This window comes from Marinobacter sp. 2_MG-2023, from assembly GCF_030546935.1.
Taxonomy (GTDB): Bacteria; Pseudomonadota; Gammaproteobacteria; order Pseudomonadales; family Oleiphilaceae; genus Marinobacter.
Window position 1 is genome coordinate 474,198 of sequence record NZ_JAUOPH010000003.1, and the last position, 10,882, is coordinate 485,079.

Genomic DNA, 10,882 nt, shown 5'->3' on the forward strand with positions numbered 1-10,882 from the left:
CTTATAGTTTATGGAACTGCAATAAAAAAGACACCCGAAGGTGCCTTTTTATAAGCCTGAAAGAAAGTTACAGAACTTTCTTCAGCTCTTCTTCAAGTTGCGGTACTGCTTCAAACAGATCCGCTACCAGGCCGTAATCAGCAACCTGGAAGATTGGCGCTTCTTCATCCTTGTTGATCGCAACGATCACCTTGGAATCAGACATGCCAGCCAAGTGCTGGATGGCACCGGAGATGCCAACTGCGATATACAGCTGCGGGGCAACAATTTTACCGGTCTGGCCAACCTGCATGTCATTCGGCACAAAGCCTGCGTCGACTGCAGCACGTGAAGCACCCATGCCAGCGCCCAGCAGATCAGCAACCTGCTCAAGCATCTTGAAGTTCTCACCGTTCTGCATGCCACGGCCACCAGAAATTACAATGCCGGCACTCGCCAGATCAGGACGGTCAGATTCAGCTTTCTGTTCGCTCACGAAAGAAGACAGACCTGCATCTTTAACAATGTCCAGCTGCTCAACGGAGGCAGAACCACCTTCAGCTGCTACCGGATCAAAACCGGTCGGGCGTACGGTTACAACCTTGATGCTGTCGCTCGCCTTTACCGTTGCAATAGCATTGCCGGCGTAGATTGGGCGAACAAAGGTGTCTTCGGATTCAACACGGATGATGTCAGAAACCTGAGCAACGTCCAGCAGCGCAGCAACGCGCGGCATGAAGTCCTTACCAGTTGTACCGGCAGCAGCCAGAATATGGCTGTAACCTTTACCCAGCTCAGCAACCAGATCACCCAGGTTCTCACCCAGGAAGTGGCCGTAGGCTGCATTGTCTGCAACCAGTACCTTTGCAACACCGTCCGCTTTAGCGGCAGCTTCGGCAACGGCGCCAACGTTTTCACCGGCAACCAGCACATCAATATCGCCGCCGATGGCTTTGGCAGCCGCTACAACACTCAGGGTCGCCTGTTTCAGGCTGCTGTTGTCGTGTTCAGCAATTACAAGGATGCTCATCAGATCACCTTCGCTTCGTTCTTCAGTTTATCGACCAGCTCTGCAACGTCGGCCACTTTAACACCTGCCGAACGGGCAGCCGGCGCTTCAACTTTCAGCGTGGACAGGCGCGATGCAATTTCGACACCCAGATCAGCCGGGCTCATGGTATCGAGCGGCTTTTTCTTGGCTTTCATAATGTTTGGCAGAGAAGCATAGCGCGGCTCATTCAAACGCAGGTCTGTGGTTACGACCGCAGGGAGGTTCAGGGAAAGGGTCATCAGACCACCGTCTACCTCACGGGTAACGTTCACTTTTTCGCCATCAACAACCACTTCTGAAGCAAAGGTGCCCTGCCCCATACCCGTCAGCGCAGCCAGCATCTGGCCAGTCTGGTTGTTATCAGAATCGATGGACTGCTTGCCGAGAATGACCAGTTTGGGCTCTTCCTTCTCAACAACGGCTTTAAGCAATTTGGCCGCATCAAGAGACTGGACTTCTTCATCAGCTTCAATGTGAATGCCACGGTCAGCACCCAGCGCCAGCGCAGTACGAATCTGCTCCTGACAGGCCTTGGGACCAATGGAAACCACTACGATTTCGCTTGCAACACCCTTTTCTTTCAGGCGAACCGCTTCTTCAACAGCGATTTCGCAGAATGGGTTCATTGCCATTTTGACGTTGGCGAGATCAACACCAGTGTTATCCGGCTTGACACGTACCTTTACGTTGTAGTCGATTACTCGTTTTACAGCGACCAGAACCTTCATAGATTCCTCGTTCTTCTACGATGGGTTAATGACTCTCAATCAGAATTGCTCTCAGGCCGGCCCGGTTTGGGCGGGTTTGCAGAGTATTCCTGATTGCTTCGTCTCGGCAAGATACCGGGATTATGGGTATTCGTGCCGAACGTTACAAACAGCGGCCTCGCACTGGGGCCATCCGTCACGGCGGACTTATACTGAAGGCAAAGATAAAGTGGGTCAATAGTCCGATGAAACCGGTCGTGCCCCTTCCCTATGCCAACCCGCCCTTGCATCTTGTATAATTCAAGGCATCTGCATACCTGCTAACCAGTGCAGCGCATTGAATTACTGTACAAAACTACAATGCCAAAGCTTTGTTCATATTTCAAACAAACGTTTGTTTGATTTTTTAAATACGTTATCCTTTGAGCCTGTAAAACAGGAGTATTTGGCTCTGGGTAGTCGTCTATGGGTAGTTTTACCGGTATGATGACGCTCCAGAATTCAAGCCTGCGGGCATATAAGATCCATTCAAGATGTTTGAGGAGACCAACGTGGAACGCGAATCGATGGAATTTGATGTTCTTATCGTCGGCGGCGGCCCTGCCGGCTTGTCAGCAGCCTGCCGAGTTATGCAATTGGCGCAGGAAGCCGGCGAAGAACTGACCGTGTGTGTAGTGGAAAAAGGTTCGGAAATCGGTGCTCATATTCTGGCCGGTACTGTATTTGAGCCGACCGCTCTGAACGAACTCTTCCCTGACTGGAAAGAGAAAGGCGCTCCGCTGAACACTCCGGTGACCCGTGACGACATTTTTCTGCTGAAAGATCAGAACAAAGCGACCAAGGTCCCCAATGCCTTTGTTCCCAAAAACATGCACAACCATGGCAACTACATTATTAGCCTCGGCAATCTGTGTCGCTGGCTGGCAGAACAGGCTGAAGCGCTGGGCGTAGAAGTATACCCGGGCTTTGCCGCGGCTGAGACCATTATCGAAGACGGCCAGGTAAAAGGCATTCTTACCGGTGATATGGGCGTGGCACGTGACGGATCAGAGAAAGACGGTTACATGCCCGGTATGGAACTGCGCGCAAAATACACTCTGTTTTCAGAGGGCTGCCGCGGCCACCTGGGCAAGCGCCTGATCAGCGAATTCAACCTGGACGAAGGTAAAGATCCCCAGCATTACGGTATTGGCATCAAGGAATTGTGGGACATTGACCCTGCGAAACACGAGCCAGGTCTGGTTGTGCACACAACAGGCTGGCCGTTGAAGGAAAGTGGCTCTACCGGCGGTTCGTTCCTGTACCACCTCGAAAACGGCCAGGTTTACGTGGGTCTGATTTCAGATCTTTCCTACAGCAACCCTCACATGAGCCCGTTTGAAGAGTTTCAGCGCCTGAAACTGCACCCGGAAGTGAAAAAGTATCTGGAAGGCGGCAAGCGAGTGTCCTATGGTGCCCGCGCCATCACCAAAGGTGGTTACAATGCCCTGCCCAAAATGAGTTTCCCGGGCGGCCTGTTACTGGGCTGTGATGCAGGTACCTTGAACGGTTCCAAGATCAAAGGCTCCCACACTGCAATGAAGTCTGGTTTGCTGGGCGCAGAAGCGGTATTCGAAGCACTGAAGAGCGGACAGTCGGGTGAAGAAATCACCAGCTTCGGTGATCGCTTTAAGAACAGCTGGCTCTATAAAGAGCTTTACGACGAGCGCAACTTCGGCCCGGCAATGCACAAGTTTGGCAACTATATTGGCGGCGCCATTGCATTCTTCGAGCAGAACATCCTGCGTGGAAGCCTTCCTTTCACCTTCCGCGATACAACGCCAGACTACGCGACCATGAAGCCCGCGTCTGAGTGTAAGAAAGTGAACTACCCGAAGCCGGATAACAAGCTGACTTTCGACCGCCTTACATCGGTGTTTGTTTCCAACACCAACCATGCCGAAGACCAGCCGATTCATCTCAAGCTCACGGATCCCGATATTCCTATTGAGGTAAACCTGCCAAAATACGATGAGCCTGCTCAGCGTTACTGCCCTGCAGGGGTTTACGAAGTGGTTGAGAAGGATGATGGCAGCGGTAAGAAGTTCCAGATAAATGCTCAGAACTGTGTTCACTGTAAGACGTGTGACATTAAAGATCCCTCCCAGAATATTACCTGGGTAACGCCAGAAGGTGGCGGTGGTCCAAACTACCCTAACATGTGATTTGGTTGATAGCTCAAGGCGCCGGTTAATCTGGTGCTTTTAAAGCGGAGGAGCGGGTTTGACTGCTCCTCCGCTTTTTTATTGAGTCGAGACGACTACTTTGTTTATTTTGCTGTAAGTGAAAAGATCATTCAGCGACTGGTTTAAAGATACTGGCCCAATCATTTTTCATGCTGATAACATGCCAGCCCTGCTCCTTTGCTTTCACCATCAATGATTGCGGAAACTTTCCGAAATGTGTGTCAATCTCGCCATTTGCGGGACCATACGCGTATTCTCTCTCGGCATCGTCGTGGAACACCAACATCATCAAGCGCGCCCCATCACCCGCACCTGTCCACTCCAACATTTGCTGATCCCCGCCAGAGTTACCAAAGGCGGCAATCGGCCGTTTTCCGATAAACTGGTTGATAGCGACAGGCTTGCCACCTTTATCGTTATTGAAGTTGATCTCGGGCAGGCGTACTAACGTCGGCGTGCCATTCACAACCTTGTATTCAGTCTTGATCGACGAGCCAATCACCTGCTGTGACGGGATACCATAGGCCTCCATTGTCATCGGCCGCATGAACTCTATCCCTCCTCCCGAGACGATGTAGGTGCTGAACTCATTCCCACGCAGGTACTCAAGCAGCTCCACCATGGGCTTGTAGGTGAGTTCCGTATAAGGCCGGTTAAATCGGGGGTGCCTCTCGGTCTGGAACCAACTGACGACGATCGACTCAAATTCAGCGGTACTCATCCCTGCGTGGGAGGCCATCATCAATTCAACAAGGCCCTCTTCTCCTGCTGAACCAAGCGCCTTCATATCACCGTCCAGAACGGCTTTGAAAGGTTGCGTGCTTTTCCATTCCGGATGATCAGGCGCCAGCTCCTTAACGCGGCTTAGGGCATAGGCCAGCTGGGTATAAACCGGGTGCTCAGTCCAGAGTGTCCCGTCATTATCGAAAGTAGCGACTCTGTCTTCTGGCGGAACATAGTCCTCGCTTGATGCGTCGGTAACCGTCTCAACGAATGTGATGATTGCGGCCCTTGCGTCGCTGTCTCTCCAGGAAGGAAGAGGGTCGTTTTTCTCCAACGCAGCAACTGGGAAGACTAATGCAAACAAAGTTGCCATAAAAAGGAGTTTCTTGGCGCGCATAACTATCTCCGGGTATGACTATGAAGGATGGATATTGAGTGAGAGTTATCGCCCCAGAAAAGCATCCATTTCCAGCTGGTGTGGTGGATACTCTATTTACAGCTCCAGTGAGGGGACGGCGTTCCTGCACCTGCTCTAAGTTTAAGCGAGTTTTTTAAGCTTTGCTAAATAGGGAAATACATTAATTTGTGCAAATCTGGTCGGAATAAGTGTTACAGAAACAAAAAAGGGCCCCCGCAGGAGCCCCTCTTCAACAACCGGTCCGACACTCTTAGTGAGCGTGGCCGTGTTCTTGCTCTTCATCAGTCGCATCACGAGCTTCGATAACTTCTACATCAAAGTGCAGAGTTTCACCCGCCAAAGGATGGTTCGCGTCGATGGTAACGGTTTCTTCGTTTACTTCGACAACACGAACAACCTGGGGGCCGCCCGGAGTCTGTGCCTGGAACTGCATGCCCGGCTCGATGGTGTCAACGCCTTCAAAGGCGGTGCGCGGAACTGGCTGAACCAGCTCTTCGTTAACTTCGCCGTAGCCTTCAGCCGGCTCGACAGAAACTTTAACCTGGTCGCCTGCGCTCTTTTCGTTCAGTGCACTTTCCAGTCCACCGATGATGTTCTGTGCACCTTCAAGATACGACAGAGGCTCACGACCTTCTACGCGGGAGGAGTCCAGCTCTTCTCCCTGGTTGTTGGTGAGCGTGTAGTGGATGGTAACAACGCGAGGTTGGGCCATGTGATCTCCTTGAGTGTCGCAATGACTGTTTGATTGATTAAGGGCAATCGAAAGTAATCATGAACAGCCAGACTGAACAGAGGGACTAACGACCACCGGGCCTCGTTTGAGAGCCAGGCTCGTAACAAGTATGAAAACACAGTTTAACAAGTGAAATAGTGCGTTTTCTACAATCGTTTCTGGGGGCGGCCCCAATCTTTTCAACCACCTTTCCCGATTTTGTAGAAATTTCCATGGCTGTATACACCGAGCACTGGCTCTCCACCCATGGTTTGCTCCACAACATGCTCCGCCAGATCATAGTACGCAGCGGTTACCAAGCGGGCAACGACACCATGGCGTACACCTATTACTGGCCGGGGCTGCTTCGTATCCTCATAGCTACCAACTTCCAGAGGATGCTCCTTGCCAACCTCCAGGGTTTCACCCACGTTGGTGGTTAGCTTTATAATCTGTTGCTCACCGCTACCTTCAACCGTTAGGGAATGAGCCAGCAATGGAGTGTCTTCTACCTGAATTCGCCATTTTTCTACCGGTGTGACCAGATAGTACTGCCCGTCTTCCTCGCGCCGAAGAATCGTCGAAAACAGCTGGACGATAGCCTCCCGTCCCAGTGGCTGCCCCTTATGAATCCACTGCCCATCACGGCTTATCCGCAGGTCCATGTCTCCGGACAATTCCGGCCGCCATTTATCGAGTGGTGGCTGGTTAAGGTTGTTTGCTGCTTGCTGAACCTGTTTGGCGAGATCTTCCGGGTTCTGGCTCATATCTTTGCTCCGTAAGCCATGATTTACAGTCCACGCTGCCATTCAGTACGAAGTGGCACCGCGCCCGGATTCGTGATGGCAAGGCTGACCTGATCCAACAGTTTTTGCTTATCACGGCCCAGGTTGCCTTTCAGCACTAGATAATTCGACGCATGATCGCTCCGGAACACCGTGCGCTCCAGTTGGAGGTGCTCGAGAAAAGTCCGGATTTCTTCAAATAACCCTTGCTGAGACAGAGGCTCGAAATCCGGGCCGAATCCCTCTCGGAAGCGCTGTTCGCCCTGAGGAAAACTCACCACAAGGGTGGACAGGTAATCCGGCTGGGTTTCGTTGCACAGGGTTGCGGTATTTACTGCATGTTGGCGTGACAGCGTTGAACCGCCAAGACCGTTAAGCACCATAACGGAACTGGTAAGCCCGGCTTCCCGGATCTTGACCAGTGCTGACCGCGTTGACTCCCAGGTTTCCCCTTTGTTGATCCGCTCCAGCACCTCATCGTCCCCGGATTCCATTCCTACATAGAGAATCTTTAGCCCGGCTTCACGCAACAAAGTGAGCTCCTCTACGGTTTTCCTGGCAAGGTTTCTTGGCAGGCAATAACTGGACACCCGCTGAAGCTCCGGAAACGCAGCCTTGAGCTCACTCAGGATTTCCAGCAGGCGGCGCGTTGGCAATACCATGGCGTCGCCATCGGCCAAAAATACCCTCTTTATTCCGCCCAGGCTTTTTGCCGCATTCGCAATGTCCTGACGCACATCCTCTGGCTTTCGAGCCCGAAATTTTTTCTGAGGCTGGGTGTACATTTCGCAGAAGGTGCATTTATTCCAGGAACAACCATTGGTAACAGGCAGAATCAGAGATTTCGCCTCACTGGGTGGACGAAATACCGGTTCAACGTAATCAATAGGAAAGCTGTACATATGCTGCACTCAAATTATAGATGTGACCCTGATCAAAACTCAATCAGGGCAGAAACTGGGTTTTCAAGTCTGCACAGCCTGGGCCGACCACGGGCATATCAAGCACCACAGTCTGACTGGTCATAAAGGGGATGCCGCGCCGATGACCATCAATCAGTAAAGTTGAAAGGCTGCCGACAAGAGGCATATGGGAGACCAGCATAAGGCGCGGATGAGGGTTTTCAAGGAGCGCATTCAGGCACAAGCCGGGGTCGTCTTCAGGGGTAATAAAGCTCTTTTCTTCAACTGGACAGTTCAGTATCTCCGAAACAATAGCCGCAGTCTGCCGTGCGCGCACGTAGGGGCTGACCCATATCTGAGCCGGTCTCCAGGGCGAAGCCGCAATCTGTGCAGCGCACCCGGCAACCTGATGGCGGCCAGTTTCAGTGAGAGTCCTCTCTTGATCGAGAGAGTGCCAGCCAGCTTCGCCATGACGCATGATGAGTAATAACACAGCATACCTCCGGTGCTAAACCTCGTTACTGTGTGATAGTCCGCGGCAGGATGAACTCCACATCGGAGTTTTGCACAGACATCATCAGGCTATTGATCACTGCGCTGATGGACGCATTTCCGTACAGAATCTCATACAGACCACGAACAAGAGGCATATAAATGCCGATTGCCTCCGCTTTCTCTTTCACCAGTTCCAGAGTGTAGATACCCTCTGCCACCTGACCCAGTTCAGCCACTGCATCATCCAGCTTCTGCCCCTGGCCAACGGCATAGCCAACCCTGAAATTACGGCTTTTGGAGGAGGTACAGGTAACAATCAGGTCCCCGACGCCCGCAAGGCCCATAAAGGTCATGGGGTTAGCGCCCAGGCTGACAGCAAAACGGCTCATTTCAGCGAGCCCACGGGTTATCAGCATCGCTTTGGCGTTTTCGCCCATCTTCAGGGCAGAAGCCAGGCCTGCGACGATGGCATATATGTTCTTAAGTGCGCCCGCGAGTTCAACGCCGTATATGTCCACGTTGGCGTAGACCCGGAAATATTCGCAGCCAAGCAGATCCTGAACGGTGCGACGCACGTCCGGATCTTTGGCCGCAATGACAGTTGCGGTGAGATCGCGACTCACAATTTCGCTCGCCAGATTTGGGCCGCTCAACACACCAATACGACAGCGGGGAATCTCTTCCTGAAGAATTTCACTCATGAGCTTGAAACCATGAGCTTCAATACCCTTGGTCAGGCTGACAACAATCTGGCCATCTTTGAATTTGTCGCGGTTTGCATGGATAACTGCCCGGAAGGCTTTGCTCGGAATGGCAACAAATACGATTTCAGCTTTATCTACCGCATCTGCCAGGTCGGTAGTCGGTTGGATCTTTCCTTTAATCTCTACCCCGGGCATGTAACGGCTATTGACGCCTGTTGTGCGAATTTCTTCGACTTGAGACTCGTCACGCATCCAGAAATGAACCCGGTGACCGTTCTCACCGAGAACTTTCGCCATGGCAGAACCGAAGCTGCCTCCCCCGAGAACCGCTACATCATGTACTGGTTCTTTGGCCCCGTTCGTGAGGGGCTCATTTTTCTCAGGCATAGTTGTTCCGTTTGTTTTGAATCAGGTCTGAACCACACAAGCCAGGCTGGTCAATGCGGTACTTCAGCCGGGCTCTTCGCATTCCAGGGCGCGCACGAGATTTTTGAACTCTTCCCGATTCTGTTTATTCAGCCCCATAAGAACTTTGTGGGCGGCCAGCACCCTGTCACGAACGTCTTGCTCGCTTGCCCTCAACACGGGTATTTCTTCCAGCTCTTCAATACGGGAGGCAGGCTCACGGACAATAATGAAGATTTTGTCGAAACCCATGGAGGTGACAATACGGGTAATGTCGGGATTGGTGGTGATCAGCGTAGGCAAAAAATTGCTTTGCTTTTGGGCTGCCATCGCTATTTTAGCGATAAGCCCAAGAGTGGTGCTATCAATAACTTCGGTTTCAGTGAGATCAATCACCACGGTCTTGAACTGAGGGTCAAGGGTGATGGAGTCCACTAGATTATCCAGCGTACAGCAAAGATTCAGCCGGATTTCTCCAATAAACTTAAGGACATAAATGCCCTGCTTTTCAGCCTGTAGGATTTTGTAACCAGCCATGCCTCTCACACTGCCGTTATTTCAACGATGTGTTTTCTGACACTGTCATCGTATCAGTAACCGTCACAATACCGATATCATCCGGTAACTCTGTGATCTCGTCGAGATTGAGAGCCTCACTAAGAGATGCGACAGTGTGACGGCCTCCAGATACGAGTTCAAGTAGTCTCTGCTCCTTTTCATCAAGACTTTTCTGCCTGATGACTTCAAGAATCCCGTCTGAAAACAGAATCAGATGGAAAGGCTTCTCCAAAGCAACTTCGTAAACCTCCCACTCCGGGGACTCGAAAAGTCCGACAGGCAGGCCATTCCCCTCCAGAAAGGCAGTCTCACCGCCTTCAAAAGACAGCACTGGCATCGGGAAATGTGCCCCCACCGCATACTTTAACGTACGTTCGCTCAAGGAAATAACACCAACGAAAATTGTTACGTGCTTACCAAGCCCGGTATCGAGCAGCTCCGAGTTAACCCGTTCAAGAAAACGGTCGGGATAGAGAATATCGTCAGTAGATCCACGGCGCAGATTGCGTTGCAGGCGGTTGCTGAGGTTTTTAAGTAGCACGGTTACGAACGCAGAGCTGGCTCCGTGCCCGGACACGTCAGCAATGTAAACCAGCGTTTTGTCTTCCGTGAGTGGAAAATAATCAAGGAAGTCGCCACTGAGGTATAAGGAGGGTTTGATCAGGTGGTCAACATAAAGGCCACCCGTGAAACGCTCTTTTTCCGGCAACATTCTCAACTGGACTTTACGCCCTGCCCGCTGATCCGCTCGCAACTCGGCAATTCCGTCTCTCAGGTCCCGGTTGGCATCTTCAAGTTCCTGCCGGTACAACTGGTTAAGACGCCCTACCCGAACCCGGTCAAGGAGCTTGCGAATAACGTCAGCGATAGCTTTTTTATCTTTACCGAAAGGTTTGAGGACAAAGTCGGATGCACCTGCCCGAAGGGTATCGACAACATCTTTACTGGATTGGGTAACTGAGCAGGCCACGATTGGCGTAAGTGACTCTGATTCTTCCAGACGATCAGCAAGCCCTTCTATTTCCGGAGGCGGGAGATCTGCAAAGATAACGTCGGGCATGTTATCGTCAATCATCTCGCTGGCAGAAGCGACGTCGTGGTAACCAGAGACGTAAAACCCTCTGGTTTCCAGAAAGCGCGCAAGATCAGCGCGAGCCTTCTCGTCTGCATCAATGATCAATATACGAACTAAAAGGCGCCCGGTGCGCGAGGTCATGG

The 10,882-nt window shown here is 51.8% G+C and carries 11 protein-coding genes; 1 reads left to right on the forward strand and 10 read right to left on the reverse strand.

Going from position 1 to position 10,882, the window contains the following annotated elements; genetic code table 11:
• Positions 1-67: 67 nt before the first annotated feature.
• Together Q4501_RS09500 and Q4501_RS09505 are read right to left on the reverse strand one after the other, a co-directional pair.
• Positions 68-1,009, reverse strand: a complete 942-nt coding sequence (locus Q4501_RS09500; protein ID WP_303595978.1) for an electron transfer flavoprotein subunit alpha/FixB family protein — start codon at positions 1,007-1,009, stop codon at positions 68-70.
• Positions 1,009-1,758, reverse strand: a complete 750-nt coding sequence (locus Q4501_RS09505; protein ID WP_303595979.1) for an electron transfer flavoprotein subunit beta/FixA family protein — start codon at positions 1,756-1,758, stop codon at positions 1,009-1,011. The genes Q4501_RS09500 and Q4501_RS09505 overlap by 1 nt, the downstream gene beginning before the upstream one ends.
• Before the next feature lie 530 nt (positions 1,759-2,288).
• Between Q4501_RS09505 and Q4501_RS09510 the strand changes: the two genes are divergently transcribed.
• Positions 2,289-3,941, forward strand: coding sequence for an electron transfer flavoprotein-ubiquinone oxidoreductase (locus tag Q4501_RS09510; protein WP_303595980.1), 1,653 nt, complete (start codon positions 2,289-2,291; stop codon positions 3,939-3,941).
• Between the two features lie 127 nt (positions 3,942-4,068).
• On the opposite strand, the gene Q4501_RS09515 is transcribed toward Q4501_RS09510, so the two are convergent.
• The 8 genes from Q4501_RS09515 to Q4501_RS09550 all read right to left on the reverse strand — a co-directional run bounded on the left by Q4501_RS09515 (position 4,069) and on the right by Q4501_RS09550 (position 10,880).
• Entirely contained in the window at positions 4,069-5,082 is a 1,014-nt protein-coding gene (locus Q4501_RS09515) for an HAD family phosphatase (protein ID WP_303595981.1), read from the reverse strand.
• Positions 5,083-5,353: 271 nt separating this feature from the next.
• A complete protein-coding gene (locus tag Q4501_RS09520) occupies positions 5,354-5,815 on the reverse strand; it encodes a peptidylprolyl isomerase (protein ID WP_303595982.1) in 462 nt (153 codons plus the stop codon).
• A 200-nt stretch (positions 5,816-6,015) separates the two neighbouring features.
• The gene (locus Q4501_RS09525; protein ID WP_303595983.1) at positions 6,016-6,582 is read right to left on the reverse strand and encodes a DUF1285 domain-containing protein; all 567 of its coding nucleotides are present in this window, start codon (positions 6,580-6,582) and stop codon (positions 6,016-6,018) included.
• A 23-nt stretch (positions 6,583-6,605) separates the two neighbouring features.
• Positions 6,606-7,502, reverse strand: coding sequence for a radical SAM protein (locus Q4501_RS09530; RefSeq protein ID WP_303595984.1), 897 nt, complete (start codon positions 7,500-7,502; stop codon positions 6,606-6,608).
• 43 nt (positions 7,503-7,545) lie between these two features.
• Entirely contained in the window at positions 7,546-7,995 is a 450-nt protein-coding gene (locus Q4501_RS09535; protein WP_303595985.1) for a histidine phosphatase family protein, read from the reverse strand.
• Positions 7,996-8,020: 25 nt separating this feature from the next.
• Positions 8,021-9,088, reverse strand: coding sequence for an NAD(P)H-dependent glycerol-3-phosphate dehydrogenase (locus Q4501_RS09540; protein WP_303595986.1), 1,068 nt, complete (start codon positions 9,086-9,088; stop codon positions 8,021-8,023).
• A 63-nt stretch (positions 9,089-9,151) separates the two neighbouring features.
• Positions 9,152-9,643: an STAS domain-containing protein gene (locus Q4501_RS09545; protein ID WP_303595987.1), complete on the reverse strand. Its 492-nt coding sequence runs from the start codon at positions 9,641-9,643 to the stop codon at positions 9,152-9,154.
• A 16-nt stretch (positions 9,644-9,659) separates the two neighbouring features.
• Positions 9,660-10,880, reverse strand: a complete 1,221-nt coding sequence (locus Q4501_RS09550; RefSeq protein ID WP_303595988.1) for a PP2C family protein-serine/threonine phosphatase — start codon at positions 10,878-10,880, stop codon at positions 9,660-9,662.
• Positions 10,881-10,882: the final 2 nt, after the last annotated feature.

What these genes read in the sequence shown, in the direction of transcription:
- Q4501_RS09515 (WP_303595981.1), bottom strand. Translation starts at nt 5,082, where the DNA reads ATGCGCGCCAAGAAACTCCTTTTTATGGCAACTTTGTTTGCATTAGTC.
- Q4501_RS09540 (WP_303595986.1), bottom strand. Translation starts at nt 9,088, where the DNA reads ATGCCTGAGAAAAATGAGCCCCTCACGAACGGGGCCAAAGAACCAGTA.
- Q4501_RS09525 (WP_303595983.1), bottom strand. Translation starts at nt 6,582, where the DNA reads ATGAGCCAGAACCCGGAAGATCTCGCCAAACAGGTTCAGCAAGCAGCA.
- Q4501_RS09500 (WP_303595978.1), bottom strand. Translation starts at nt 1,009, where the DNA reads ATGAGCATCCTTGTAATTGCTGAACACGACAACAGCAGCCTGAAACAG.
- Q4501_RS09530 (WP_303595984.1), bottom strand. Translation starts at nt 7,502, where the DNA reads ATGTACAGCTTTCCTATTGATTACGTTGAACCGGTATTTCGTCCACCC.
- Q4501_RS09520 (WP_303595982.1), bottom strand. Translation starts at nt 5,815, where the DNA reads ATGGCCCAACCTCGCGTTGTTACCATCCACTACACGCTCACCAACAAC.
- Q4501_RS09550 (WP_303595988.1), bottom strand. Translation starts at nt 10,880, where the DNA reads ATGACCTCGCGCACCGGGCGCCTTTTAGTTCGTATATTGATCATTGAT.
- Q4501_RS09505 (WP_303595979.1), bottom strand. Translation starts at nt 1,758, where the DNA reads ATGAAGGTTCTGGTCGCTGTAAAACGAGTAATCGACTACAACGTAAAG.
- Q4501_RS09545 (WP_303595987.1), bottom strand. Translation starts at nt 9,643, where the DNA reads ATGGCTGGTTACAAAATCCTACAGGCTGAAAAGCAGGGCATTTATGTC.